The organism is Pseudomonas sp. D1HM (assembly GCF_019266105.1).
Classification (GTDB): Bacteria; Pseudomonadota; Gammaproteobacteria; order Pseudomonadales; family Pseudomonadaceae; genus Aquipseudomonas; species Aquipseudomonas taetrolens.
The window spans coordinates 62,581-87,832 of the sequence record NZ_LRMN01000002.1 but is presented as its reverse complement, the minus strand read 5'-3'; the positions used below and the strand labels follow the sequence as shown (position 1 = coordinate 87,832).

Genomic DNA, 25,252 nt, shown 5'->3' with positions numbered 1-25,252 from the left:
GTCTTTCTCCTTGAACGCGCTGAGTTACACCGCGACTTTATGATCCTGCAGACCAGGACTGCTGACACGATAAATGCCGATCTCGCCCAACAGGTTAGGCCATATCTTGCTCGCCCACCCGTGCCTGTGTTGTTGATCTACGGCAAGGCGGTCGAGGACTCGGGCTTCGCGCTCGCGGCACAGGGCCTCAAAGTCTTCAAAGGTGCAGAAGTGAATGTTCGGCGTGTTGTACCAGGTATAAGGCAAAAACTCGGACACAGGCATCCGGCCCTTGCTAGCCAGGTACCAGCGGCAGCGCCAGTGGCCGAAGTTGGGGAAGGTGATGATGCACTGACGGCCGACCCGCAGCATTTCGTCGAGAATCCGGTCGGGATAGTGTACGGCTTGCAGTGCCTGGGTCATGACCACGATATCGAAGCTGTTGCTGGCGAAGTTGCCCAGGCCTTTGTCGAGGTCTTGTTCGATGACGTTAATGCCCTTGGCCACGCACTGGGCAATGTTGTCCGGGTCGTTTTCCAGGCCGTAGCCGGTGACTTGCTTATTGTCGCGCAGCCAGCTGAGCAGTTCGCCATCACCACAACCCAGGTCGAGCACGCGGCTGCCGGCGGGGATCCAGTCTTGGATGATTTCCAGGTCGGCTCTCATGGCGTTCTCACAGTTCAATTCGGTTCATGTAATTGCTGAAGGCTTGCAGGTAACGCGGAATCGGAATCAGGAAGGCGTCATGGCCTTGCGGCGCATCGATTTCCAGATAGCACACGTCTTTTTTGGCAGCCATCAACGCATCCACCAGCTCCCGCGAGCGGGCCGGGGAGAAGCGCCAGTCGGTGGTGAACGACATCACGCAAAAGCGCGCTTTGACGCCGGCAAAGGTTTTGGCCAGGTCATTGTCGAAGTTGGCGGCCGGGTCGAAGTAGTCCAGCGCCTTGGTCATCAGCAAGTAGGTATTGGCATCGAAACGTCCGGAGAACTCTTCACCCTGGTAACGCAGGTAGCTCTCGACCTGGAACTCAACACTGTGGAAGTCGTAGTTGAGGTTTTCGTTCTTCAGGCCACGGCCGAACTTCTCGCCCATCGAGTCATCGGACAGGTACGTAATGTGCCCGACCATGCGCGCCAGCATCAAGCCACGCTTGGGGATGACGCCCTTTTCCTGGAACGAGCCGCCATGGAATTCCGGGTCGGTAAGAATGGCCTGGCGGGCGACCTCGTTGAACGCGATATTCTGCGCGGACAACTTTGGTGCGGAAGCAATTGCCAGGCAATGACGCAAGCGATCCGGGTAGCTGATGCTCCACTGCAACGCCTGCATGCCGCCCAGGCTGCCGCCGATCACCGCAGCCCACTGGTTGATGCCGATCCGGTCGGCCAGGCGTGCCTGGCTGTGGACCCAGTCTTCAACGGTCAATACCGGGAAGTCGGCGCCGAACGGGCGGCCGGTTTCCGGGTTGAGGCTGCTCGGGCCGGTAGAGCCATTGCAGCCGCCCAGGTTGTTCAGGCTGACCACAAAGAACTTGTTGGTGTCGATCGGTTTGCCAGGGCCAATGCAACTGTCCCACCAGCCGGGCTTGCGCTCATCGGCACTGTGGTAGCCCGCTGCATGATGGTGACCGGACAGTGCATGGCAGATCAGCACAGCATTGCTGGCTGAGGCATTGAGCTGGCCGTAGGTTTCGTAAATCAAATCATAGGCAGGCAGTGAGCGGCCGCAGGCTAATGCCAAGGGTTCGCTGAAGTGCGCAATTTGCGGCACGACCAGACCAACGGAATCGGGGGGAAAGGCAGCTGGCATTGACCCTGCTCTCATTTAAATGAGGCGTAAGTCTAATGAGCGGGGGGCGCAGCAGCAAGCAATGGTGCAAAACCCTGTAGCCGCTGCCAAAGGCTGCGATAAGGTCCGCTGGACCTTTGTCATGCTTGATAACAATGGGTCGCGTCGCAACCCATCGCAGTCTTCGGCAGTGGCTACAGCGTCATGGTTTTGAGTCAGCCAGCCCCGGCAAATCCGGCAGCTTTTTCGGACCGTGCAAACGCACGCGTTTCTGCCGGTTGAGCTCGCCGCTGATCAGGCTTACCTGACTTTTGGCGATACCGAATGCCTTGGCCAGAAAGGCCATCAGATGGGCATTGGCCTTGCCTTCCACCGGAGGGGCGGTGAGGCGGATTTTCAGACGGTCACCGTGCAGGCCGGCAAATTCATCGCTGCTGGCCTTGGGTTGCAGGTGACAGTCGAGAATCAGATCCTCGCCGTCCCAACGGAAGTAGCTCATCAGATCAGGCCGAACAGCACGACAGGCATGCCGACATACATGGCCAGAGGCGGGATCGCATAGCTCTGGATCAGCTGAATCACCATGAAGGCGAGGATCGGCGAGATATCCAGGCCACCCATGCTTGGCAGCATGCGGCGGAACGGCGCCAGGGCCGGCTCGGTGATCTGGTTGACCAGCTCAGCGCCAGGGCTGGTGCTGCCCGGTGCGACCCACGACAGGATCACGCTGATGATCAGGGCGAAGAAGAACACCTTCAAGAACAGCGCGGTCACGCCAATCATTGCCCACGCCAGCAGGCCGAGAATGTTGAACGGGATATAGCTGAGGGTCAGCACGACGGCAAACACCACCATTTGCACGATGATTGCCAGAACCAGCGAGGACATGTCCAGGCCGAATACGCTCGGAATCACCCGACGCAAAGGCTTAAGCAAGGGCTGCGTGGCCTTGACCGTGAACTGGCACAGCGGGTTATAGAAGTTGGCCCGCACCAGTTGCAGGATGAAGCGCAACAGAACGATCAGCAGGTAGAGGCTACCCAGGGTTTGAATCACGAAAATGGCAGCGCCATTAAGTCCAGACATCATGTGCTCCTTATTGGCCCAGTTGTTCGGCCATTTCGGCCGAGCGGTGCGCGGCGGCACTCAATGCTGTTTCGACCATGGCTTCAAAGCCGCTGGCCTGGAATGATTTGATTGCAGCTTCAGTGGTGCCCGCCGGCGAGGTCACGCGGCGGCGCAATTCGGCGGCGTCGACATCGCTGCCCACGGCCATGTGCGCAGCGCCGAGCGCCGTTTGTTCGGCCAGCTGTTCTGCCACATCGCGCGACAGACCCAGTTTGACGCCCGCATCGGTCATGGCTTCGATCAGCAGGAAGAAGTACGCCGGGCCGCTGCCGGATACGGCGGTGACCGCGTCGATCTGCGCTTCAGCGTCAACCCACACCACGGTGCCTACGGCGCTGAGCAGTTCATCGGCCTGCTGGCGTTGCTCAGTGGTCACGTCCGGGGTGGCGAACAGGCCGCTGACGCCTTTGCCCAGCAGCGCAGGTGTATTCGGCATGCAGCGCACCAGGGGCTGGCTGCCCAGCCAGTTCAGCAGGCTGGCGCAGGTGATGCCGGCGGCAATCGAGACCAGCAGCTGATGAGGCTTGAGGTGGGGGCGCAGGTCCTGGCACACCGCCTTCATGGCCTGTGGCTTGACCGCGATCACAATCACGTCAGCGTCCTGAGCCGCCTGCGCGTTGTCGGCAAACAGCTCGATGCCGTGTTCGGCGGCTACTTTGGCCCGAGTTTCAGCACCGGGATCGCTGGCGCGGATCTGTGCGGCGTCCAGACCTTTGGCCCGCAGGCCACCGATCAGGCTGGACGCCATGTTACCTGCCCCGATAAAGGCAATACGCATCTTGCTCATAACCGATCCTTCTAAAAGTGAGAGTGGTTTTCTCAGGCCTGGCCATAATCACGGGCGCCAAAGAGTGCAGTGCCGATGCGCACCCAAGTGGCACCTTGGGCGATGGCCGACTCCAGGTCGTGGCTCATGCCCATTGAAAGTGTGTCGAGCCCAAGATTCAGGCTTTCTTGCAGGTGACGTACCGTGGCAAATGCCCGGTCTTGCTCGACGCGGTCTTCGGTCGGCTCCGGGATGGCCATCAGGCCGCGCAATTTCAAGCGTGGCAATGCGCTGATCGCTGTTGCCAGCGCAGGCAAGTCTGCTGGAGTACAGCCCGATTTGCTGGCTTCGCCACTGACATTGACCTGAATGCAGATATTCAGAGGCGCCAGCTCTGCCGGGCGTTGTTCAGACAGGCGCTGAGCAATTTTCAGGCGGTCTACAGAATGCACCCAGTCAAAGTGCTCGGCGATATCACGCGTCTTGTTCGATTGAATGGGGCCAATGAAGTGCCAACTCAAGGGCAGGTCGGCTAACTCAACCTGTTTGGCCCGTGCTTCCTGAAGGTAGTTTTCGCCAAAGTCGCGAATCCCGGCGGCATAGGCTTCACGCAGTGCGGCCGCGGGTTTGGTCTTGCTGACAGCGAGCAGGTGAACGCTCGTTACATCACGTTGCACAGCCAGGGCCGCAGCGCGGATGCGAGCCTCAACCAGCGCAATGTTGCCTGCTATCGTGGACATCGATTAAGCCCGCCGTTGTGAAAGTCTGCGGCATTCTACTGGAATTGGGAGGGGGGATGGATATCGCCGACCTGTTGGCGTTTAGCGTCAGGCATGGGGCTTCGGACTTGCATTTGTCTGCGGGTGTTGCGCCCCTGTTGAGGGTGGACGGCGAGATGATGCGCTGCGAGCTGCCCGCGCTGGCTCCGGCGCAGGCCCGGGCGCTGATCCACAGTGTGATGACGGATGCCCAGCGCATTGCCTTTGAGGCGCACCACGAAGCGGACTTTTCATACGTAGCGCCCGGGCTGGGCCGCTTTCGGGTCAATGTGTTCAAGCAGCAGCGCGGTGACGGTGCGGTGTTTCGCAGCATTGCCGGGACGGTGCCGAGCCTGGAGTCGCTAGGCCTTGGTGAGGTTTTCCGCCAGCTCTGCAATACGCCGCAGGGCCTGGTTCTGGTCACCGGGGCCACCGGCTCGGGCAAGACCACCACCCTGGCGGCAATGATCGACCACCTTAATAGCACTCGCCAGCAGCATATTCTTACCATCGAGGACCCTATCGAGTTCATCCACGCGTCGCGCCAATGCCTGATCAATCAACGCGAGGTACACCGCGACACCCACAGCTTTGCCGCAGCACTGCGTTCGGCTCTGCGCGAGGACCCGGATGTGATCATGCTCGGTGAGATGCGTGATCTCGAGACCATCCGCCTGGCGCTGACAGCCGCGGAAACCGGGCATCTGGTCTTGGCCACGCTGCACACGCCTTCGGCGGCCAAGACCATCGACCGGGTGGTAGACGTGTTTGCGGGGGAAGAAAAGGCGATGGTACGGGCCATGCTGTCCGAGTCATTGCAGGCGGTGATATCTCAGACGCTGGTCAGGAAGCCGGGGGGTGGGCGTGTGGCGGCCCACGAAATCATGTTGGGCACGCCAGCGATCCGCAACCTGATCCGGGAGAACAAGGTGTCGCAGATGGTCACGGCCATCCAGACGGGCGGGGCGCTTGGCATGCAGACGCTGGAGATGAGCCTGAAACGGCTGAGGGATAAAGGCGAACTGTAGGAGCGGGCTTGCTCGCGATACGGTTGACACGGTTTTCAGATACACCGTAGCCATTTCATCGCGAACAAGCTCGTTCCCTGCAGGGGCAGGGTTTTAGCGTTGAACAAGCTGCAGGCTGGTTTGCTGTTTAGGCAAAACGCGCTTGGCGACCACATAGTGGTTCTGCCAGTACGGCTTCTTCAGAGTGTCGATGCTGACCGACTTGCCGCGACGCGGGGCGTGGATGAACCGGTCGTTGCCCAGGTAAATGGCGACATGGTTGACCCTGCGGCTCTTGATGTTGAAGAACAGCAAGTCGCCGGGCTTCAAATCCTTGCGGTCGACTTTTTGTCCATGACCGCTGGCCATGGCGCTTGAGGTGCGTGGCAGATCAACCGCCGCGACGTCGTTAAAGGCGTATTTGACCAGCCCGCTGCAATCAAACCCTTTACTTGGGCTGCTGCCGCCCCAACGATAGGGGGTGCCCAGCACATTGACCGCACGGCTCAATACCGTGCTGCTTTGTTCGTTGGCGGCAATCAGGGCAGCCGAGGCAATTTTGCCTGGAACCTTGTGATGGACTTTACTGGACGCAGAACGAGCGATGGTTTTGCTGTTAGAGGCAACAACACGAGTACCCGCAGATGATTTTGCGGTGTAGCCAGTGAAGCCTGAAGGAAGATGTTGCTCACGATTGGTGGCGTGGGCAGCCAGTGGTATTAACAGGCAAATGGTTAGCCATGTCTTGAAAAAAGGACGCATTCGGCAGGGCTCTATGGTGGTAAGCGCGAAACTTTATAACAGCTTTTTTGTCCTTTCTCAGTCCGTTTGTCGATTGGGCTGAGGAGGGGAAAAGCGTAACCCCGGTGGCAAATTGTCGCATCGCAGCGACGCAGGTCAGGTTCTATAAGGGTTTGCGCTAAATTTTGTAAGACACTTTTACCTGTCGCGTGACAGTAAAAAAGTCACAAAAAAATGAACAATTTTTTTCTATCAGCTCCAAAGGGGACCTATATGAGTGGCTATCGAGACGACATACAGCGTGATACGCACAGTAAAGTGCTGGGTTATTTGCTGTGGATTTTCGGTTTTTTGGGCGCGCACCGCTTTTATTACGGCAAGCCGGTAACCGGGACTATCTGGTTTTTCACCTTGGGTCTGTTGGGCATTGGCTGGCTGATCGACTTGTTCCTGATCCCGAGCATGGACCGGGAAGCCGACTTGCGTTTTACGTCGGGTGATACCGACTACAGCGTTGCCTGGATTCTGCTGACGTTCCTGGGGCTGTTCGGTGTACATCGCATGTACATGGGGAAATGGATCACCGGCATCATCTATCTGTTTACCGGCGGTTTGTTCCTGATCGGTATTCTGTATGACTTCTGGACGCTCAACACTCAGATCTCGATCAAGAACGCCGAGCGTCGTTAAGTCACCGGCGTGTAGCCGCTGTTGCAGGCTGCGATCAGGTCCGGGGGGACCTTTCATTAGTTGAGGGCTGCTTCGCAGCCCATCGCAGCCCGCGGCTACAGCTTCATCAGCCTTCGTAGCTGATTCGGCCATCCACCAGCGTGTAACGCACGGCACTCGGCAGGCAATGGCCGAGGAACGGGCAGTTATCGCCTTTGGAATGCCACTTCTCACCGACCACGGTCGAGGCTGCCGGGTCGAACAGCACCAGATCCGCCGCTGAACCCACCTTCAGGTGTCCGGCCGGCAGGCGCAAGGCGTCAGCCGGGCCGGCGCTGAGACGTGCCAGCAGTGTCGGCAGATCCAGCAAGCCGTCGTCTACCAGCGTCATGGCCAGCGGCAGCAGTACTTCAACGCTGCTGATGCCCGGTTCGGTTGCACCGAAAGGCGCCAGCTTGGCGTCACGCTCGTGGGGCTGGTGATGGCTCGAGATGGCTTGCACCACACCGGACTTCACCGCTTCACGCAGACCATCGCGGTCGGCGCGGGTGCGCAGCGGCGGCTGCACGTGGTACAGGCTGGAGAAATCCACCAACGCTTCGTCGGTCAAAATCAGCTGGTACAGCGCCACGTCAGCGGTAACTTTCAGGCCGCGTGCCTGGGCTTGTGCGATCAGGGCGACACCGCGCGCGCTGGTCAGCTGGCTGAAGTGCGCACGTACGCCGCTTTGCTCAACCAGCAGCAGGTCGCGGGCCAGGGCCACGGTTTCGGCGGTTTCCGGGATCCCGGGCAAGCCGCGGAATGCTGCCATCGGGCCGTCGTGGGCAATGCCGCCTTCAGCCAGGTCACGGTCCTGGGAGTGGAAAATCACTGTCAGGTCGAAAGTCGCAGCGTATTCCAGCGCCCGGCACAAGGTCCGGGTGTTGGTAAAGCTGTTGAGGCCGTTGCCGAAGGCGACACAGCCGGCATCCCGCAGGGCAATCAGCTCGGCCAGCTGTTCGCCGTCCAGGCCTTTGCTCAGGGCACCCACCGGGAACACTTTGCAGTTGCCGGCTTCACGTGCGCGGTCGAGGATCAATTCGGCAACGGCCGAGGTGTCCAGTACCGGTTTGGTGTGGGGCGGGCAGCACAGGCTGGTCACACCACCGGCTGCAGCGGCGCGGGTTTCACTGGCAATCGTGCCTTTACGGCTGTAGCCCGGCTCGCGCAGCGCGACGTTCAGGTCCACCAGCCCCGGTGCCGCGACCAGGCCGGTGGCATCGAGGGTTTGAGTCGGGATAAAACCGGCGGGAGCCGAACCGATGGCAATGATCTTGCCGGCTTCCAGATGCAGATCGGTCACTTGATCCAGTTGGCTGCCGGGGTCAATGACGCGGGCGCCGAGAATGCTGAGCTTCACTGGGCGTTCTCCTGTTCGAATTGGCGCTGGGCTGTTTGTCCGCTCATGGTCATGGACAGCACCGCCATGCGTACGGCGATCCCATAGGTCACCTGGTTGAGAATCACCGAGTGCGGGCCATCGGCCACGGCCGACTCGATCTCGACGCCGCGGTTGATCGGGCCCGGGTGCATCACGATGGCATCCGGCTTGGCGCCGGCCAGGCGTGCAGTGGTCAGGCCGAACAGGCGATAGAACTCGCCCTCGCTCGGCAGCAGGCCACCGGCCATGCGCTCGCGTTGCAGGCGCAACATGATCACCACGTCGACGTCTTTCAACCCTTCGGTCATGTCGGTGTAGACCTTCACTCCGTATTGCTCGATACCGATCGGCAACAGGGTTTTCGGGGCAATCACGCGGATGTCCTGGCAGCCCAGGGTCTTGAGCGCAATCATGTTGGAGCGCGCAACCCGCGAGTGCAGGATGTCGCCGACGATGGCCACCGAAAGATTTTCAAAGCCGCCCTTGTGCCGACGGATTGTCAGCATGTCGAGCATGCCTTGGGTCGGGTGCGCGTGGCGGCCGTCCCCACCGTTGATGATCGCAACTTGCGGGCATACGTGTTCGGCGATGAAGTGGGCGGCACCGGAATCACCGTGGCGCACGACAAACATGTCGGCAGCCATGGCCTCAAGGTTGCGCAATGTGTCGAGCAGGGTTTCACCCTTGCTCGCGGACGAAGTCGACACGTTCAGTGTGATGACGTCGGCAGACAGGCGCTGGGCGGCCATTTCGAACGTGGTACGGGTCCGGGTGGAGTTCTCGAAGAACACGTTGCACACGGTCTTGCCGCGCAGCAGCGGGACTTTTTTCACCGCGCGGGCGCCCACTTCAAGGAACGAGTCGGCGGTGTCGAGAATTTCGGTCAACAACTCGCGGCGCAGGCCGTCGAGTGACAGAAAATGGCGCAGCTGGCCCTGATCATTGAGCTGAAGCGGGCGCTTGGCGTCTATAGGCGTCATCGCAATGGTCTCGTCTCTTAATTGGCAACAGTGGCAAGGTCTTGAAGTTCAAGGGTCAGTGGCGCGGGGCCGGACAATTTTACCCGTTCGGTGGGCTTCAGCGACAAGGTCGCCCCTACCACGTCTGGACGGATCGGCAGCTCCGCAGCATCCAGATCCAGCAGGCTGACCAGGGTCACGCTGGCCGGGCGACCATAGTCGAACAATTCGTTGAGCGCGGCACGAATGGTGCGGCCGCTCATCAGTACGTCATCGATCAATACCAGGTGCTGGCCTTCAATCTCGAAGGGCAGGTCAGACGGGCGCACTTGCGGGTGCAGGCCGTTCTGGCTGAAGTCGTCGCGATAGAACGACACGTCCAGCGTGCCCAGCGGCGCGTCGCTGTCCAGGGCGCGCAGCAATGCCTGGGCAACCCAGATGCCGCCGGAGCGAATACCGATAAAGCGCGGCTCGGTGATGCCGCGGCGGGCCAGATGGGCCTGAAGATCAACGGCCATCTGAGAGATCAATTCAGCAGGAACAGGCAGGATCATGGTGGCTCCTTAAAAGGCCCGCGCAGGAAACAATATACGGCGGGCACAAACAGTGGGCGCGTCAGTCTTTAAACGCAGCGTCAGGCTTGAGGTTCAGCCGGGTTCTCGTCGAGCCAGCCCTGCAGCACCAGTTTGGCGGCGATGGCATCAACGGGGTTGTCGCGGTAACTGCCTCGCTGGCCGCCCTGAGAGCGGCGCTCACCCTTGGCCTCGAAGGTGGTCAGGCGTTCATCGTGGGTAAAAACGGGCAGATTGAAACGGCCATTCAGACGGTTGGCAAACTTTTGCGCCCGGGCGCAGAACTCGCTCGGGGTGCCGTCCATGTTCAGCGGCATGCCTACGACCATTGCGTCGGGCTGCCACTCCTTGATCAGTGCCTCGATCTGCTCCCATTTCGGGATACCGTTCTCGGCTTTCAAGTTGCACAGCTCGCGGGCCTGGCCGGTAATCATCTGGCCAACGGCGACGCCGATGGATTTGGTGCCGTAGTCGAAACCCAGCAGTAAGCGAAGGCTTGCCATCAGGAATGGCCTGCTTGACTGGTTAGCAAATTGAGGTTCACTCCGAGGTGTTTGGCGGCGGCGTCCAGGCGCAGCTCGCTTGAGGTTTCAAACAGGATATGGGCCGAATAAGGGCACGTCAGCCAGGCATTGTCGGCCAGTTCGGCCTCCAGCTGGCCGGGCTCCCATCCGGCATAGCCCAGGCAAATCAGGCTGCGTTGCGGGCCCCGGCCATCGGCAATGCTGAACAGAACATCTGCCGAGGTGCTTAGCGCCAACCCGTCTTCGAGCTGGGCCGTGGCGTCGAAGCTCATGCCACTGGGGTGCAGCACGAAACCGCGGTCAGTCATCACCGGGCCGCCGCCATAAACCGGAACATGCGCACACAAGGCGGCAGAAACCACCTCAGGGCGCAATTGCTCAAGAATGTCCGCCAGACTCAACTCCATCGGCCGGTTGATCACCAGTCCCATGGCCCCATTGGCCGTGTGCTCGACAATGTAGGTCAAGGTTTGCGCAAAGTTCGGGTCGGCCATGTGTGGCATGGCGATCAGGAATTGATGCTTGAGGTAAGTCGGTACGTGGTTTTTCATGAGTCTTAGTGTGGCGCTGGCAACGTGAACTGACAAGTTGGTGGAAGAAGATTGGTTCGAACTCGTAGCAGCTGGCGAAGGCTGCGTCCGTTTGCGAAGCGATCGTAAATCCGGGATACGGGTTTCATCAGGTACACCAGGCAGCCTGCGGCAGCGGCTACGGGTAAGACTCAATTACTCGAAAGCCGGTCACCCGGGGCGAACTTCCAGGTACGGATGATTTCCAGGCGGTCGATATCTGCCAGGTCGCCACTGAACGGGGCGAAGGGTGCAGCCAGGCGCACGATCCGTTGTGCGGCTTGATCCAGCAGCGGTTGACCGGATGACTCGAGCACCAGGACCTCGTGCAGCGATCCGTCACGATTGATCGATACCAGTAGCCGCAGCTTGCCGTAGATTTTTTCGCGACGGGCCTGTTCGGGGTAGTTCAGGTTGCCGATGCGTTCGATTTTCTTGCGCCAGTCTTCCTTGTACCAGGCACCTTTGTCGCGCATGGTCGAGGCCGCGCTCATGCGGTAAATTTTTGGGCGTTTTGCGTACAGTTGCTGCTCGTTGGCCAGCTCGGCTTCCAGGCTGGAGATCTCGCTGGACAACTGCGAGCTGTCAAATGTAGGGATATTGGCCTTGGGGGCCGCTTCGGTCTTGACCTTTTGCGGCTGCACCGGGGCTTTTTTGGGTTTGGGTGCCACCGTGGTCACGGCTGCCTTGGGCTTGGTTTCGACCTGCTCGGGACTGGCGGCGGGTGGAGGCGTGACCTTTTTTACGGTGTTGGCCTGGAACGGTGCGACCTGAGTGGTCTTTGGCACGGCTTTTTTATCCAGCGTACCGCTGCCCTGCTGGTTGTCCTGGGCGAGAAAGTCGGCTTTTTTCGGCGCTTTGTCGCTTTTGAAGGTGGAAAGCGTGATCTCCAGCGTTTTGCTGAGCTGCTTGGGTTCGCTCATGCTGAAGCCCACACCCAGAATCACCGCGATGTGCAGCAGTGCTGCGACAAACAGGGTAAAACCCAGGCGATCAGCCGCTCGTACGCCTGTACGGCGCATTTCGGGTGGCAGGTCGCTGGGAAGTGTCATGGCAAAAAGACCAACATCGCGGGTTTCACAGGCTGGGCATGATAGCGCAATGTGGGTCGTTTTCTGGAGGTTGTGGATCAGCGAGCCGCGAGCTTACGCTCAATGGCGTCCATCAGCAGGGCGCCGATCCGGGTGCCATAGGCGTTGTCGATCTCGCGGATACAGGTCGGGCTGGTGACGTTGATCTCGGTCAGGTGTTCACCGATGACGTCCAGACCTACGAACAGCAAGCCCTTTTCACGCAGGGTTGGGCCCACTTGGGCGGCAATCCAGCGGTCTTTATCGGTCAAGGGGCGGGCTTCTCCACGGCCGCCTGCAGCCAGGTTGCCACGGGTCTCGCCTTGCGCCGGGATACGGGCCAGGCAATACGGCACGGGCTCGCCGTCGATCATCAGGATGCGTTTGTCGCCGTCCTTGATACCTGGCAAGTACGCTTGCGCCATGATTTGCTGGGTGCCGTTGGCCGTCAGGGTTTCGAGAATCACGGACAGGTTCGGATCGCCGACCCGGTGGCGGAAAATCGAGGTGCCGCCCATGCCGTCCAGCGGCTTGAGGATCACGTCACCGTGCAAGGCGGCGAACTCGCGCAGCACGTCGGAGCGGCGGCTGACCACGGTCGGTGGCGTGCACTGGGTGAACTGGGTAGCAAACAGTTTTTCGTTGCAGTCACGCAGGCTCTGCGGCTTGTTGACGATCAACACGCCGTCGCGCTCGGCTTGTTCCAGCAAGTAGGTGGAGTACACGAACTCCATATCGAAGGGCGGGTCCTTGCGCATCAGGATCACGTCCAGATCGCTCAGGGCGGTGTCGGTCTCGGCGTCCAGCTCAAACCATTTTTCAGGGTTGGCGAACACTTTGAGCGGCTTCATCCGGGCCCGCGCCTTGCCTTCATTCAGGTACAGATCCTGCTGCTCCATGTAGAACAGGGTCCAGCCGCGCTCCTGTGCGGCCAGCAGCATGGCCAGCGAGCTGTCCTTTTTATAGGAGATGCCCGCAATGGGGTCCATGACAATCCCGACTCGAACGCTCATGGCGAATTCCTCAAATAAAGTTGGCGAAGATTTCATCATGCAGCAGCGGGTTTTCTCGCGATGCGCAGGGTTCGGTTAATGCCTCAACGAGTGCCGATGCCATCGCGAGCAAGCTCGCTTCTACAGAAAACTGGGTGAAAAGGTACTGAAAAGTGGCGCCAGAGTGGCGCTGAGTGTGGCCCCGGTCAAGGAAAAACCGCCAGCACCAAGTCGCTCGGGGCCGTCGGATAGATTGCAGGTAGAGACTGTGCTAAAAAGGCTCGCATACGCTTGGAGCCCTTGATCCGCAAGGATTCAGGGCCAAGGCCGAACAGTTGTAACCAAACGGGTCGCCGTGGCGATGGTAGAGCAGATATGGAAAAGCATCCCAGCGCCTTGAGAGTAATGGTGATCGATGACTCGAAAACCATTCGCCGTACTGCCGAAATGTTACTGAAAAACGTGGGATGCGAGGTCATTACGGCCATCGACGGTTTTGATGCGCTGGCCAAGATTGTCGACCATCACCCGAACATTATCTTTGTCGACATCATGATGCCGCGGCTCGATGGTTATCAGACCTGCGCGCTGATCAAAAATAACCGGTCGTTCAAGTCGACGCCCGTCATTATGTTGTCGTCCAAGGACGGCTTGTTCGACAAGGCCAAGGGGCGGATTGTGGGTTCTGATCAATTTTTGACCAAGCCTTTCAGCAAAGAAGAACTGCTGAGTGCAATCAAGGCCCACGTACCCGGTTTCAATATTGTCCCAAACGCTCAATGACGCCCGGCCCGCCGGACGATCACCTAAATAAATGGGGAACACCATGGCTCGCATTCTGATCGTCGATGATTCGCCGACTGAAATGTACAAATTGTCCGGCATGCTGGAAAAGCACGGTCATGAAGTGCTCAAGGCTGAAAATGGCGCGGATGGCGTCGCGCTTGCGCGTCAGGAAAAACCCGATGTTGTGTTGATGGACATCGTGATGCCGGGCCTTAACGGCTTTCAGGCCACGCGCCAGTTAACCAAAGATCCGGAAACCCGCCACATTGCCGTGGTTGTGGTGACCACCAAGGACCAGGAAACCGATATGGTCTGGGCCGCCCGTCAGGGGGCTAAGGGCTACCTGACCAAGCCAATCGAGGAAGCGGCCTTGATAAAAGCGGTGACCGACGCACTGTCCGCCCCGTCAGCCGAGTGACGGTCGCCGCATGCCAGGCTCTCTGACCGCCTTCGAACTGTTGCTTGAGATTGACCAGCGCTGTCGTGCGCTGGCGGCGGACCTGGTGCCTGCCCAGGCGCAAGTCGATACCTGGAGCGGCATCGGTTTCCGGATTGGCGAGCATCGTTTTGTGGCGCCGATGGGTGAAATTGCCGAAATCCTGCATGAACCGCGTTTTACCTTGTTGCCGGGGGTGAAATCCTGGGTCAAGGGGGTGGCCAATCTGCGTGGCCAACTGCTGCCGATCATGGACCTCTGCGGTTTTTTCGGGGTCGAGCTGACCCCCTTGCGCAAGCAGCGTCGGGTGCTGGTTCTGGAGTACAAAGAAGTGTTTGTCGGTTTGCAGGTTGATGAAGTGCTGGGCATGCAACACTTTGCCCAGGGCAATCTTGATAGTCGCCTGCTGACGTTGCCCGACCCGTTGTTTGCGCCCTATGTGCAGGGGCATTTTGCCGCTGAGCATCCCTGGTGGGTGTTCAGCCCGTTTGCCTTGGCCCGCGCGCCGCAGTTTTGGGCGGTAGCCGTTTGAAGGGCAACTCCTTTGCCTTGCACCTTGAACCGGGATCTCAGGACCTGATTGATGACCACAGCACATACCGCTAAACCATTGGAAGGGTCGCGCAGTCGTTCGCAGATCATTGTGCTTTTTATCGCCTTGATCGTGTTCATCATGCTGTTGTTCGCCAACTTCGCTTATATCAACACCCAATCCAATTACGACAAGCAGTACATCAGCCACGCGGGCGAGTTGCGCGTCCTGTCCCAGCGTATCGCCAAAAACGCCACTGAAGCCGCTGCCGGCAAAGCGGCTGCCTTCAAGTTGCTCAGCGATGCGCGTAACGATTTCAGCCAGCGCTGGGGGTACTTGAAAAAAGGCGACCCGGCCACTGGACTGCCCGTGGCGCCACACGCAGTCCACCAGGAAATGAAGGCCGTTCAGCGTGACTGGGAACAGCTGCTGAACAGCGTCAATGCCATTCTGGCCAGCGAACAAACCGTGTTGTCGCTGCATCAGGTGGCGGCGACGCTGGCTGAAACCGTGCCTCAGCTGCAAATCGAGTACGAAAAGGTCGTCGAAATACTCTTGCAGCGTGGCGCCCCTGCCGACCAGGTGGCGCTGGCACAGCGTCAGTCACTGTTGGCTGAACGAATACTGGGGGCGGTCAATACGGTACTGGCCGGTGATGAAAATGCGGCACAAGCGGCTGGCACTTTTGGTCGCGACGCCCTGCGCTTCGGGCAAGTGCTCAACGGTATGCTGGAGGGCAATTCCGAGCTGCGTATTCCCCGGGTTGCAGACCAGGATGCCCGGGCCCGGTTGCTGGAGATCTCCGAGCTGTTCCAGTTTGTCTCCGGGTCGGTGGACGAGATCCTTGAAACCTCACCGCAGCTCTTTCAGGTACGGGAAGCCGCCAACACCATTTTCAGTTTGTCGCAAACGCTGCTCGACGAAGCCTCGACACTGGCCAATGGTTTCGAAAACCTTGCCAGCGGGCGTTCGCTGGAAATCATCGGCGGCTATGTGCTGGGTTTGCTGGCGCTGGCGTCCATCATTCTGATTGGGCTGGTAATGGTTCGCGAAACCAATCGTCAGTTGCGTGAGACCGCCGAAAAAAACGAGCGCAATCAGAACGCGATCATGCGCTTGCTGGACGAAATCGAAGACCTGGCGGACGGCGATCTGACAGTCACGGCGTCGGTCACCGAGGACTTCACGGGCACCATTGCCGACTCCATCAACTATTCCATCGACCAACTGCGCGAGCTGGTGGCGACCATCAACCTCACGGCCGGACAAGTGGCCGCTGCGGTGCAGGAGACGCAAGCCACCGCCATGCAACTGGCCGAAGCTTCAGAGCATCAGGCCCAGCAAATTGCCGAGGCCTCCGGCGCTGTTCAGCAAATGGCTGACTCCATCGACCAGGTATCGGCCAACGCCTCCGAGTCGTCGGCGGTGGCGGAGCGTTCCGTGGCCATTGCCAACAAAGGCAACGAAGTGGTGCACAACACCATTCACGGCATGGATAACATTCGAGACCAGATTCAGGACACCGCCAAGCGTATCAAGCGATTGGGCGAGTCTTCGCAGGAGATCGGCGACATAGTAAGTTTGATCGACGATATCGCGGATCAGACCAATATTCTGGCCCTCAACGCGGCGATCCAGGCCTCTATGGCGGGAGATGCCGGGCGCGGTTTTGCGGTGGTGGCCGACGAGGTTCAACGCTTGGCTGAGCGCTCGTCAGCCGCCACGCGGCAAATTGAAACGCTGGTGCGGGCGATCCAGGCTGACACCAACGAGGCGGTTATCTCCATGGAACAGACCACCACCGAAGTGGTGCGCGGTGCCCGCCTGGCCCATGACGCCGGGGTGGCGCTGGAAGAGATCGAAGGCGTGTCGCAGAACCTGGCCGACCTGATCCAGCGCATCTCCAATGCCGCGCAGCAGCAAACGAGTTCGGCGGCGCAGATTTCCCTGACGATGAACGTCATTCAGCAAATCACCACCCAAACATCGTCCGGCTCCACGGCTACCGCAGACAGCATTGGCAACCTGGCCAAAATGGCCAGCCAGCTGCGGCGTTCGGTGTCTGGATTCACCTTGCCTGCCACGCAAAAACCGCGTGAACCTCAGTAGTGCGGCGCAATTCTGACTGGAGTTGTTATGGTTGATCGGCACGACTACGTGGCCCTCGAATGGGTCAAAGGCGAGATTGCCGAAACCCTGATACAGGCGCGTGTGGCGCTGGATGGCTACGCGGTGCAACCTGCGCCCGACGTGTTGGCACAGTGTCTGGCATGCATCCATCAGGTGCATGGCAGTTTGCTGATGGTGGAGTTCTACGGCGCGGCATTGCTGGCTGAAGAAATGGAGCAGTTGGTGATCGCCCTGCAGCAGGGGCGAGTGCCTCATCTCGATGAAGCGTTGCGCTTGTTACAGCAAGCCTTCAGCCAGTTGCCGTTGTACCTCGACCGGGCACACAGCGCGCGTCGGGACTGGCCGCTGGTGGTGCTGCCTTTGCTTAACGACCTGCGCACCGCGCGTGGCGAAGCGCTGCTCTCGGAAACCAGCCTGTTCAGCCCGCCGTTGCAGGTGTTGCCCGAGCTGGATCAGGTTGCTCTGGCTCGCTTGATCATGCCCGAGTTGCCGCGTCATTTGCGTGCCCTGCGCCATACGCTGCACAACGCGTTGCAGGGGTTGCTACAAGACGAAGACGTGCAGGCCAACCTGGAACTGATGGCGGGCGTGTTCGCGCAATTGCAGAGCGTGTGCCAGGGGGCGCCGCTCAATGCCTTGTGGAAAATCGCTTCGGCGCTGGTCGATGGCATGCTCCGGGGGCGGGTGGCCAACAGCCCGGCGCTGCGCAGTTTGTTCAAGGAGTCGGACACCGAACTCAAGCGTCTGCTGGAGCAGGGGATCGATGGCGTAAACCAGCCAGCCCCCGAAGAGTTGCTCACCAGTTTGCTGTTTTATATCGCCAAGGCTGAACAGCCGACTTCAAAGATGCTCACGCTGAAAAACCACTATGAACTGGATGAGGCCATGCCCGACGCGGCGATGGTCGATGAAGAGCGTGCGCGTCTGGCCGGCCCTGATCGGGACGCGATGCGCTCAGTGGTGGCGGCCTTGTGCGAAGAGCTGGTGCGGGTCAAGGAACGTCTCGACCTGTTTGTACGCAGTAACCGCTCCCACGTTTCGCAGCTCAGCAGCCTGATGGCGCCACTGCGTCAAATCGCCGACACCCTGGCCGTTTTGGGATTTGGCCAGCCACGCAAGGTCATCATCGATCAGTTGGCCGTGGTGCAAGGGCTGGCCCAGGGGCAGCGTGAACCCACCGATGCGGTATTGATGGATGTGGCCGCTGCGCTGCTGTACGTCGAGGCGACGCTGGCCGGGATGGTGGGCAGCGTTGAAGCGTCACAGCGAGAAGAGAGCCGGCTGCCTACCACCGACCTGATGCAGATCCATCAATTGGTGATCAAAGAGGCGCGTATCGTCCTCGATGAGGTCAAAGACCTGATCACCGACTACGTTGAGACAGGTTTCGACCGTCAGTTTTTGCAGCCATTACCCGAAATGCTGACGCAAATCCGTGGCGCTCTGGCCATGATCCCGTTGAGTCGTGCCGCCAGTTTGTTGCAAGCCTTCAATGATTACCTCGGTGAGCATGTATTGCCGAGCGTGGAACCGCCCCCGGCGCCGCAACTTGACCACCTCGCGGATGTGCTGATCAGTCTTGAGTACTACTTGGAACGCCTCACGCAGGATCCCGGTGCGGCAGGTGATCGCGTGCTGGATCGGGCCGAAGACAGCCTGATTGAGTTGGGTTATGCCCCGGCCGAGCGTCAGGTGCCGTTGCTGGATGACAGGCTCAGCCCCGTCGAAGTGCAGGCGATGCGGGGCTTGCAGGCGCTGGACGACCCTGAGGTGATGCAAAGTCTGGCCGATGTATTGGCCAGCCCATTGTCGACGCTCAACCCGCCGGCATTGCATCTCCCCAGCAGTTTGTTGCCGCCTCCGGTGGATGAAGAGCCGGTGGATGAAGAGCTGTTGGAGGTCTTTCTGGAAGAGACCGATGAGGTACTGATCGCCTTGCATGACGCCTTGCCGCAATGGATCGCCAACCCGGCCGACAGCGTAGCGCTGGCGCAACTGCGCCGGGGATTTCACACCCTCAAGGGCAGTGGACGTATGGTTCGGGCGCTGGTGTTGGGTGAACTGGCATGGGCCGTCGAGAACCTGTTGAATCGAGTGATTGAGCGCAATGTTGCGCCTGGACCGGAGATGTATCAGTTTCTGGATGACGTACTGGCGAGGCTGCCGGGGCTGATTCAGGAATTTGCCGATCGCTGCCAGCGTCAGCACAAAGACGTCGATCAACTGGCCGCGCTGGCCCACTTGCTGTCCAAGGGCGAGTCCCCGCCGCTCTTGATCGCTCAGGAAAGCCCGGGGCTTGACCCGCAGTTGCTGGAGATCTTCCGTCAGGAGGCGCAAACCCACCTCGAACGCCTAGATCGCTTTCTTGATCAGGCCCGTGAACAACTGCCGCTGTATGCCAGCGATGAGTTGCAGCTTGCCGTGCACACACTCAAAGGCAGTGCCTACATGGCCGGTGTGTTGCGCATGGCCGAACTGGCTGTGCCGCTGGACCTTCTGGTACGGGAATACAAGGCGCACCACCTTGGTCTGGAGCTGGATGAAATCGAGCTGTTGTCTGAGGCCGAGACGTTGCTGCACCGGGGCCTTGAACAGCTCGACAATGATCCGCTGGCTGATATTCACGGCGCTGACGACTTGATCGAACGCCTTGAGCAGCAGGTTGCGCGGCGTCTTGAGACGTTGCTCGATACACCCGGCAGCACGGTTAAACGCCAGCGTGATCCGCAGCGTATTGCCGAGTTCTTGAGCGAAAGCATGGACATCCTGTTTGACGCCGAAGACACCCTGCGCAACTGGCGCCAAAATCCCCACGAGCGGGACGGGCTCGACACCTTGCTCGACCAGTTGACCACCCTGGCCGAGTCTGCGCACCTGCTGGACTTGCAGCCCATCGATAGCCTGTGCGAGGCCTTGCTCGACCTGTATGGCGCCGTTGAAGAAAGCAGCCTGGCGGTCAGCGAGCGGTTCTTCCATCAGGCAGACACCGCTCAGGAAGCGTTGATCAACATGCTCGATCAACTGGCGGCCGGGCAGGAAATCACTGCGCAACCGACGCTTGTCCAGGCCTTGCACGCTCTGTTGCACGAAGGACTGGCACCGGATGCCACGGGCTTGATTCGCCGCGAAGGCGGGCAAACCCTCGACATCACCGAATTGGGCAGCGCCACCCGGCAGTTGGGGTCGAGCCTGCCTGGCATCGAGCCGTCGACCATCCCGGGTGCCGATGCCGAGCCGCCAACAGCTCCGGGTGGTGAACAGGAACTGCTGGAAATCTTCCTTGAGGAAGCGTTCGACATCCTCGAAAGCTCGGGCACTGCCTTGTTGCGCTGGCAGGCCGATCCGCAGGGCCATCTTGAAGTCGAGAACCTGCTGCGCGATTTGCACACCCTCAAAGGCAGCGCACGAATGATCGAAGTCGCCGCTATCGGTGATTTTGCCCACGAACTGGAAACCCTCTTCGAGGATATTTCTGTCGGGTTGCTCGCGCCGAGTGCCGAGCTGTTCGCGTTGTTTCAGCGTTGCCATGACCAATTGGCGCAGATGCTCGATGCTTTGCGCAGCGCTCAGCCGGTGCCTGCTCCGCAAGCTCTGATCGAACGCATTCGCCAGATTGAACGCAGTGCCCGCACAACCGTGCAGCCGCCCGCGCCGGCCAAGCCCGAGCTTGTGCTGCCCGAGGCTGAGCGCACGGGGCTGGACACGATCAAGGTGCCGGCCGAGCTGCTGGAAGACCTGGTCAACCTGGCGGGTGAAACGTCGATCACCCGCGGGCGCATTGAACAGCAGGTCAATGACGGCAAGATCGCCCTCAACGAAATGCAGACCACTCTTGAGCGGATGCACGACCAGTTGCGTCGACTCGACACCGAAACCCAGGGCCGAATCCACAGTCGTCAGCATATTGAAGCCGACGGCATGGCCTACGATGAATTTGATCCGCTGGAAATGGACCGCCATTCCCAACTGCAGCAATTGTCCCGCGCACTGTTTGAGTCGGCGTCGGATTTGCTCGACCTCAAGGCCACGCTGGCGGCCCGTAACCGGGACGCACAGAGCCTGCTGCAGAAGCAGGCGCGGGTGAACACCCAGCTGCAAGAAGGCCTGATGGGGACACGCATGGTGCCGTTCGAGCGCGTGCTGCCGCGCTTAAAGCGCACGGTGCGCCAAGTGGCCAGCGAGCTGGGCAAACAGGTCGAGTTCAGCGTCATTAATGCCGAAGCCGAAATTGACCGCAATGTGCTGGAACGCATGGTGGCACCGCTCGAACACATGTTGCGTAATGCCGTTGACCACGGTCTTGAGCCGGCCAGTGTGCGCCAGGCCAGTGGCAAACCCGAGCAAGGGATGATCAGCCTGGAGTTGTCCAACGAAGGCGGCGACGTGGTGTTCGACATGCATGACGATGGCGCCGGCGTGCCGCTTGAAGCGGTGCGGCGCAAAGCCATCTTGCGCGGCCTGCTGAACCCCGATACCCCGATCAGCGACCGCGAAGTCTTGCAGTTCATTCTGCAACCGGGGTTCTCGACAGCAGAAAAAATCACTCAGATTTCCGGGCGAGGGGTCGGCATGGACGTGGTCCATGAAGAGGTGCGGCTGCTGGGCGGCAGCATGACCATCGATTCGGTAGCCGGGCAGGGCGTGCACTTTCAGATCCGCCTGCCGTTCAGTGTTTCGCTCAACCGCGCCCTGATGGTGCAATGCGCTGACGAGCAATACGCCATCGCCCTCAATACCGTCGAAGGCATCGTACGGGTGATGCCCGATGAGCTGGAAGGCTATTACCAGCTCAACCCGCCGCTGTACCACTACGGCGGGCAAGCCTACGAACTGCGCTACCTGGGTGAGCTGCTGCAAACCGTGGGCAAACCCAGGCTGGAGGGCGAAAGCCATTCGCTGCCGGTGCTGCTGGTGCATTGCCAGGATCAGCGTGTGGCGCTGCAGGTCGATGCGCTGGCCGGTTCGCGAGAGATCGTGGTCAAAAGCCTCGGCCCACAATTTGCCGGGGTACAAGGGTTGTCGGGCGCGACCATTCTGGGAGACGGGCGGGTGGTGTTGATCCTCGACCTGCTCGCCTACATTCGTGCCCATCAGGCGCGACAGCCATTACAGAGGGACCGTCATGAAGCCGTCGGCGCGCTGGAGTTCACGCCGGCAGTCCGTCCTTTACTGGTCCTGGTGGTGGACGACTCGGTCACCGTGCGTAAAGTCACCAGCCGCCTGCTGGAGCGCAACGGCATGAACGTCATCACCGCCAAGGATGGCGTCGATGCCATGAGCGTGCTGGACACCCACACCCCGGACCTGATGCTGCTGGATATCGAAATGCCGCGCATGGACGGTTTTGAAGTGGCCACCCGAGTGCGTAACGACCCACGTTTCAAGGATCTGCCGATCATCATGATTACATCGCGTACCGGTCAAAAACACCAAAACCGGGCGATGGCCATCGGTGTCAACGACTACCTGGGCAAGCCCTATCAAGAGTCAGTGTTGCTGGAGCGCATTGCCTACTGGAGCATCTCTCATGCTTGATCATCGCGTGGGCAGCCTGACCGCTTTGTTACTGCCCCTGGCTGACCGCTACTTGCTGCTGCCCAACGTCGCCATCGCGGAATTGATCGACTACCAGCACGGCGAACCGAGCAGCGACTCCCCGCCGTGGCACCTGCGGCAAATCACCTGGCGCGACCACGCACTGCCCCTGATCAGCTTTGAAGCCGCCTGTGGCAGCCCGCTGGTCATCGGTGAGCGGGCACGCATCGTCATCCTCAATACCTTGAGTGGCAACCCGGCACTCAAATACATCGCCATGGTCGTCCAGGGCATCCCGAGTTCCTACAAAGTGGACAGCCAGCTCAGTTTTGTCGACGTGCCGCTAAGCCCCCTGGAACGTGCAGCGGTACAAATAGGCGACCACGTGGCCAAAATCCCGGACTTGCTGGCGTTGGAGAGGTTGGTGTTGGGTGGGAGTGTCAAAATATTTAGCGTCTGAGTGAAAAAATCAGGCCCAAAAGAACAATGAGCAATATCCATAACAGCGTATACAGTGTCGTTATTAAGCGCCTGAGCGAAGGTGGGAAGTTTTTTATATCCTGAATGTCTGCATCTCCGGACAGCACACGACGATTAGGAAATATTATCAAAGAGGAAATTTGCCCCAGTAACATCAGTTTTCCCTGAAGTCCTTCATTTCTTAAACTTGATAGTTTTGTAATGGCACGACAGTTTTTTAAGTGACTCAACAGCTCATCAAGCTTTTTATAGATGATGTAAGAAGCTGCCGATAAAAAAAATAGCAAGCCGCAGATGTCGATAATAAAGACCCAAAACCTGATGCTGTGGGTGGGGTCTGAATTTTCTATCGGAAGGGTAGTGGCGATGCCATATGAGGCTTTACTGGGTTGGCCATGCGCAAGAAACTCAAAAAGATTCAGTTTTTGAGCCACAGTAAGCGCTATTAAACTAACTACAAGCCAGCGGGTCGTTCGTTGTAGAGTAATCAGTGTTTGCTTTAGTTTTTTTGGGAAGTTTTCGATATCCTCTGCATTTGCCTCACCCAAAATTATTTGAATTCGAGGGGACGCAAGCAAGCCCGAAACTGTGCCAATGAATACCATTCTTCCCCAAGGCCCTACACGATTCATAAAGGCCCATCTTTTGACGAGCTTGCAGTTTTCCAAATGGCTAAGGATGAAGTCTTTTTGTGTGTAGGCCAGATAAAGGCTTCGTCCAATATTAATAATCAAGCCTGTAAAAATCAGGGTGATAAAACATAAATACAGGGTGTTTGTACTGACCATTTTCATTTGCTGCTCTCGTAGAAAAGCTCACCCAAAACGTCTCCGCCCATTCCTCCGTAGTAACCTGCACCATAAGCACTGGCCCCCGCCAAGATAAGGCCGCATACCAGAAACGCTGCCCCACCAGTAGGTACGCCAGCGACTGCGCAAATTGCACCGGCTGTACCCTGACTAACAACTACACCTGCTGCGGCACCACCCAAGACCCCACCCGCAAAGGCTCCCGTCTCTGTAAACCTGATCTTTTTACACATCTCTGTATTCCCTGCAGCACACACTTCTTGCACTTTCATATAAGAAACCCCGCCGCCAATGCCTGTGGCTACCCAACCTCCGTATTTGATGTATTTAGCCGCCTTGGACACGCCATTAATATGCGTCGCATACCCCGGAATCTGGTCGGGTCCGCCGGCCAGCGTCCAGCGGTGGACCAGGCTTCTGCTGGAAATACCCAGTGCGTTCTTGAGGTTGGGGTGGTCAGGAAAACCGATGACTTTTTTGGTCAGGGCAGTGAGTTGCAGATTGAGTGAGTTGAACAATGCGCGGCGCTCGGCAAAGAACTCGACGGACTGCAGGTTGCCGTGCCGGTTAAAGCTGGTTTTGTGCAGGTTTTCGATGTCGACCAATACCTTTTTTACATCCTCCAGATGCTTGGCAAACATCGCTTCGCCAATACCTACTGCCGTCACGCCATGGGTAATAAACGATTCAATTTCATCATGGTGCTGCGCCATGAAGTCGGCTTCTTCGGGCGTCAGTGATTCCAGCGCTTCGTTCACCCGTTGTGCCGCTGCCATCAGCTGCGCCTCTTCACGGGTGCAGAGCAAGTTGTTGGGATCGCTGAGAACGATCAACTGGCCGGCTTTGACCTGCTCCCGCCCAGGATTAAGGCTTTTGAATTTGCTCAGTACGTTGAAATCTTTGGTAGTGAACAGGTCGGCTTGCAACTGTTGAAACGTGGTGCTTTTGGGCACCACATAAAAGCCAGGCTCTTGGGGTTTAACCTCTGCGGGCCATTGATCCGGTGTAAGGAGCCGGGTGTTCGCCACGGGTGGTGGCGCGGCATGGGTAGTGCTGCGTACTTGATTGACTTCAACCGCTTGCAGGCGCTCGCGTCGCACATAGCGCAGTAAATCGACGGGGGCGTCTTTGAATGGACGGCGGGGGGGACTCATCAACGTAATCAGTTCAAGCGGATCAACCTCCTCTGTCACCAAGGGACCCAAAGCGTTGTAAGGATTCGGCAGTACAGGCTGATCCAGCCGTTCGCTGTTGAGTTGGAGTACTTGCTTTTGCAGTTGTATATACGCCTGCTGCAGCGCCTCAAGACCATCCTCAAGGGGTAGATGCCCCGTCTCGACATCATCGATGATCTGGTCGGCGTAATCGGTCATGTCCCTGGCAAACGCCAAGCGTGTCACACCATTATTCAAGTGCATGGCACCGGCAAGGCGTGCCCGCATGATCAAACTATTGAAAGCCTCCAGAAGGCCCTGCATTGTGATTTCTTTTGAATCCATGCCGCAGGCCCACCTTTCTGGAAATCCCAAAAGTCTATTGCGAAGGGCGAAAGCTGGATGTAGGACGCGTCCGTAAGGGCTGAGTGCAAGTGCTATGTC

Annotated in this window: 24 protein-coding genes; 8 read left to right on the top strand and 16 right to left on the bottom strand. The window is 58.9% G+C overall.

Features of this window, described 5'->3' with window-relative positions; all coding sequences use genetic code 11:
- Nucleotides 1-24: 24 nt before the first annotated feature.
- The 6 genes from metW to AWM69_RS01275 form a co-directional block, all read right to left on the bottom strand.
- The gene (metW, locus tag AWM69_RS01300) at nt 25-645 is read right to left on the bottom strand and encodes a methionine biosynthesis protein MetW (protein ID WP_048381019.1); all 621 of its coding nucleotides are present in this window, start codon (nt 643-645) and stop codon (nt 25-27) included.
- Nucleotides 646-652: 7 nt separating this feature from the next.
- Nucleotides 653-1,792 (bottom strand): homoserine O-acetyltransferase, encoded by a 1,140-nt coding sequence (locus tag AWM69_RS01295; protein ID WP_048381017.1) that lies wholly within the window; start codon nt 1,790-1,792, stop codon nt 653-655.
- Between the two features lie 181 nt (nt 1,793-1,973).
- On the bottom strand, nt 1,974-2,270 hold the full coding sequence (locus tag AWM69_RS01290; RefSeq protein ID WP_131653433.1) for a DUF167 domain-containing protein: 297 nt from the start codon (nt 2,268-2,270) through the stop codon (nt 1,974-1,976).
- The gene (locus AWM69_RS01285; protein ID WP_048381013.1) at nt 2,270-2,857 is read right to left on the bottom strand and encodes a YggT family protein; all 588 of its coding nucleotides are present in this window, start codon (nt 2,855-2,857) and stop codon (nt 2,270-2,272) included. The genes AWM69_RS01290 and AWM69_RS01285 overlap by 1 nt, the downstream gene beginning before the upstream one ends.
- Before the next feature lie 10 nt (nt 2,858-2,867).
- Nucleotides 2,868-3,686 carry a pyrroline-5-carboxylate reductase gene (gene proC, locus AWM69_RS01280; protein WP_218725596.1) on the bottom strand — a complete coding sequence of 273 codons (819 nt, stop codon included), beginning with the start codon at nt 3,684-3,686 and terminating at the stop codon, nt 2,868-2,870.
- A gap of 32 nt (nt 3,687-3,718) precedes the next feature.
- Entirely contained in the window at nt 3,719-4,405 is a 687-nt protein-coding gene (locus AWM69_RS01275; RefSeq protein WP_131653431.1) for a YggS family pyridoxal phosphate-dependent enzyme, read from the bottom strand.
- Between the two features lie 56 nt (nt 4,406-4,461).
- On the opposite strand from AWM69_RS01275, the gene AWM69_RS01270 reads away from it, so the two are divergent.
- On the top strand, nt 4,462-5,451 hold the full coding sequence (locus AWM69_RS01270; protein WP_218725595.1) for a type IV pilus twitching motility protein PilT: 990 nt from the start codon (nt 4,462-4,464) through the stop codon (nt 5,449-5,451).
- Nucleotides 5,452-5,544: 93 nt separating this feature from the next.
- Here AWM69_RS01270 and AWM69_RS01265 read toward each other — a convergent pair whose 3' ends face one another.
- A complete protein-coding gene (locus AWM69_RS01265) occupies nt 5,545-6,192 on the bottom strand; it encodes a C40 family peptidase (RefSeq protein WP_048381006.1) in 648 nt (215 codons plus the stop codon).
- A 252-nt stretch (nt 6,193-6,444) separates the two neighbouring features.
- On the opposite strand from AWM69_RS01265, the gene AWM69_RS01260 reads away from it, so the two are divergent.
- On the top strand, nt 6,445-6,861 hold the full coding sequence (locus tag AWM69_RS01260; RefSeq protein ID WP_019828036.1) for a TM2 domain-containing protein: 417 nt from the start codon (nt 6,445-6,447) through the stop codon (nt 6,859-6,861).
- 106 nt (nt 6,862-6,967) lie between these two features.
- On the opposite strand, the gene AWM69_RS01255 is transcribed toward AWM69_RS01260, so the two are convergent.
- The 7 genes from AWM69_RS01255 to gshB form a co-directional block, all read right to left on the bottom strand.
- Nucleotides 6,968-8,239 carry a dihydroorotase gene (locus AWM69_RS01255; RefSeq protein WP_218725594.1) on the bottom strand — a complete coding sequence of 424 codons (1,272 nt, stop codon included), beginning with the start codon at nt 8,237-8,239 and terminating at the stop codon, nt 6,968-6,970.
- Complete coding sequence (locus AWM69_RS01250) at nt 8,236-9,240, bottom strand: aspartate carbamoyltransferase catalytic subunit (RefSeq protein ID WP_131653428.1); 1,005 nt, start codon at nt 9,238-9,240, stop codon at nt 8,236-8,238. Before AWM69_RS01250 ends, AWM69_RS01255 begins: the two co-directional genes overlap by 4 nt.
- Before the next feature lie 17 nt (nt 9,241-9,257).
- Nucleotides 9,258-9,773, bottom strand: a complete 516-nt coding sequence (gene pyrR / locus AWM69_RS01245) for a bifunctional pyr operon transcriptional regulator/uracil phosphoribosyltransferase PyrR (RefSeq protein WP_131653427.1) — start codon at nt 9,771-9,773, stop codon at nt 9,258-9,260.
- An 80-nt stretch (nt 9,774-9,853) separates the two neighbouring features.
- Nucleotides 9,854-10,294, bottom strand: a complete 441-nt coding sequence (gene ruvX, locus AWM69_RS01240; protein ID WP_048381000.1) for a Holliday junction resolvase RuvX — start codon at nt 10,292-10,294, stop codon at nt 9,854-9,856.
- On the bottom strand, nt 10,294-10,866 hold the full coding sequence (locus AWM69_RS01235) for a YqgE/AlgH family protein (RefSeq protein WP_131653426.1): 573 nt from the start codon (nt 10,864-10,866) through the stop codon (nt 10,294-10,296). The genes ruvX and AWM69_RS01235 overlap by 1 nt, the downstream gene beginning before the upstream one ends.
- 170 nt (nt 10,867-11,036) lie before the next feature.
- Entirely contained in the window at nt 11,037-11,936 is a 900-nt protein-coding gene (locus tag AWM69_RS01230) for an energy transducer TonB (RefSeq protein ID WP_218725593.1), read from the bottom strand.
- 77 nt (nt 11,937-12,013) lie between these two features.
- The gene (gene gshB / locus AWM69_RS01225; protein WP_218725592.1) at nt 12,014-12,967 is read right to left on the bottom strand and encodes a glutathione synthase; all 954 of its coding nucleotides are present in this window, start codon (nt 12,965-12,967) and stop codon (nt 12,014-12,016) included.
- 354 nt (nt 12,968-13,321) lie between these two features.
- On the opposite strand from gshB, the gene pilG reads away from it, so the two are divergent.
- From pilG to AWM69_RS01195, 6 genes are read left to right on the top strand one after another with little or no spacing between them, the layout of a single operon-like run.
- The gene (pilG, locus tag AWM69_RS01220; RefSeq protein ID WP_218725591.1) at nt 13,322-13,729 is read left to right on the top strand and encodes a twitching motility response regulator PilG; all 408 of its coding nucleotides are present in this window, start codon (nt 13,322-13,324) and stop codon (nt 13,727-13,729) included.
- A 43-nt stretch (nt 13,730-13,772) separates the two neighbouring features.
- The gene (gene pilH / locus AWM69_RS01215) at nt 13,773-14,150 is read left to right on the top strand and encodes a twitching motility response regulator PilH (RefSeq protein WP_048381697.1); all 378 of its coding nucleotides are present in this window, start codon (nt 13,773-13,775) and stop codon (nt 14,148-14,150) included.
- 10 nt (nt 14,151-14,160) lie between these two features.
- Nucleotides 14,161-14,700 (top strand): chemotaxis protein CheW, encoded by a 540-nt coding sequence (locus AWM69_RS01210; protein WP_048380990.1) that lies wholly within the window; start codon nt 14,161-14,163, stop codon nt 14,698-14,700.
- Nucleotides 14,701-14,751: 51 nt separating this feature from the next.
- Nucleotides 14,752-16,809 (top strand): methyl-accepting chemotaxis protein, encoded by a 2,058-nt coding sequence (locus AWM69_RS01205; RefSeq protein ID WP_218725590.1) that lies wholly within the window; start codon nt 14,752-14,754, stop codon nt 16,807-16,809.
- 27 nt (nt 16,810-16,836) lie between these two features.
- Entirely contained in the window at nt 16,837-22,365 is a 5,529-nt protein-coding gene (locus tag AWM69_RS01200) for an Hpt domain-containing protein (RefSeq protein ID WP_218725589.1), read from the top strand.
- The gene (locus tag AWM69_RS01195) at nt 22,358-22,825 is read left to right on the top strand and encodes a chemotaxis protein CheW (RefSeq protein ID WP_048380984.1); all 468 of its coding nucleotides are present in this window, start codon (nt 22,358-22,360) and stop codon (nt 22,823-22,825) included. The genes AWM69_RS01200 and AWM69_RS01195 overlap by 8 nt, the downstream gene beginning before the upstream one ends.
- Here the strand turns inward: AWM69_RS01195 and AWM69_RS01190 are convergent.
- Complete coding sequence (locus AWM69_RS01190) at nt 22,815-23,639, bottom strand: hypothetical protein (protein ID WP_218725588.1); 825 nt, start codon at nt 23,637-23,639, stop codon at nt 22,815-22,817. The genes AWM69_RS01195 and AWM69_RS01190 overlap by 11 nt on opposite strands.
- A complete protein-coding gene (locus AWM69_RS01185) occupies nt 23,636-25,153 on the bottom strand; it encodes a hypothetical protein (RefSeq protein ID WP_218725587.1) in 1,518 nt (505 codons plus the stop codon). Before AWM69_RS01185 ends, AWM69_RS01190 begins: the two co-directional genes overlap by 4 nt.
- Between the last annotated feature and the right edge of the window lie 99 nt (nt 25,154-25,252).

Excerpts from the sequence above, each read along its gene's own strand:
- AWM69_RS01230 (WP_218725593.1), bottom strand. The coding sequence starts at position 11,936 with ATGACACTTCCCAGCGACCTGCCACCCGAAATGCGCCGTACAGGCGTA.
- pilG (WP_218725591.1), top strand. The coding sequence starts at position 13,322 with ATGGAAAAGCATCCCAGCGCCTTGAGAGTAATGGTGATCGATGACTCG.
- pilH (WP_048381697.1), top strand. The coding sequence starts at position 13,773 with ATGGCTCGCATTCTGATCGTCGATGATTCGCCGACTGAAATGTACAAA.
- AWM69_RS01260 (WP_019828036.1), top strand. The coding sequence starts at position 6,445 with ATGAGTGGCTATCGAGACGACATACAGCGTGATACGCACAGTAAAGTG.
- AWM69_RS01275 (WP_131653431.1), bottom strand. The coding sequence starts at position 4,405 with ATGTCCACGATAGCAGGCAACATTGCGCTGGTTGAGGCTCGCATCCGC.
- AWM69_RS01250 (WP_131653428.1), bottom strand. The coding sequence starts at position 9,240 with ATGACGCCTATAGACGCCAAGCGCCCGCTTCAGCTCAATGATCAGGGC.
- metW (WP_048381019.1), bottom strand. The coding sequence starts at position 645 with ATGAGAGCCGACCTGGAAATCATCCAAGACTGGATCCCCGCCGGCAGC.
- AWM69_RS01190 (WP_218725588.1), bottom strand. The coding sequence starts at position 23,639 with ATGAAAATGGTCAGTACAAACACCCTGTATTTATGTTTTATCACCCTG.
- AWM69_RS01290 (WP_131653433.1), bottom strand. The coding sequence starts at position 2,270 with ATGAGCTACTTCCGTTGGGACGGCGAGGATCTGATTCTCGACTGTCAC.
- AWM69_RS01210 (WP_048380990.1), top strand. The coding sequence starts at position 14,161 with ATGCCAGGCTCTCTGACCGCCTTCGAACTGTTGCTTGAGATTGACCAG.
- AWM69_RS01270 (WP_218725595.1), top strand. The coding sequence starts at position 4,462 with ATGGATATCGCCGACCTGTTGGCGTTTAGCGTCAGGCATGGGGCTTCG.
- AWM69_RS01285 (WP_048381013.1), bottom strand. The coding sequence starts at position 2,857 with ATGTCTGGACTTAATGGCGCTGCCATTTTCGTGATTCAAACCCTGGGT.
- pyrR (WP_131653427.1), bottom strand. The coding sequence starts at position 9,773 with ATGATCCTGCCTGTTCCTGCTGAATTGATCTCTCAGATGGCCGTTGAT.
- ruvX (WP_048381000.1), bottom strand. The coding sequence starts at position 10,294 with ATGGCAAGCCTTCGCTTACTGCTGGGTTTCGACTACGGCACCAAATCC.
- AWM69_RS01235 (WP_131653426.1), bottom strand. The coding sequence starts at position 10,866 with ATGAAAAACCACGTACCGACTTACCTCAAGCATCAATTCCTGATCGCC.
- AWM69_RS01195 (WP_048380984.1), top strand. The coding sequence starts at position 22,358 with ATGCTTGATCATCGCGTGGGCAGCCTGACCGCTTTGTTACTGCCCCTG.
- AWM69_RS01205 (WP_218725590.1), top strand. The coding sequence starts at position 14,752 with ATGACCACAGCACATACCGCTAAACCATTGGAAGGGTCGCGCAGTCGT.
- proC (WP_218725596.1), bottom strand. The coding sequence starts at position 3,686 with ATGAGCAAGATGCGTATTGCCTTTATCGGGGCAGGTAACATGGCGTCC.
- AWM69_RS01200 (WP_218725589.1), top strand. The coding sequence starts at position 16,837 with ATGGTTGATCGGCACGACTACGTGGCCCTCGAATGGGTCAAAGGCGAG.
- AWM69_RS01185 (WP_218725587.1), bottom strand. The coding sequence starts at position 25,153 with ATGGATTCAAAAGAAATCACAATGCAGGGCCTTCTGGAGGCTTTCAAT.
- gshB (WP_218725592.1), bottom strand. The coding sequence starts at position 12,967 with ATGAGCGTTCGAGTCGGGATTGTCATGGACCCCATTGCGGGCATCTCC.
- AWM69_RS01295 (WP_048381017.1), bottom strand. The coding sequence starts at position 1,792 with ATGCCAGCTGCCTTTCCCCCCGATTCCGTTGGTCTGGTCGTGCCGCAA.
- AWM69_RS01265 (WP_048381006.1), bottom strand. The coding sequence starts at position 6,192 with ATGCGTCCTTTTTTCAAGACATGGCTAACCATTTGCCTGTTAATACCA.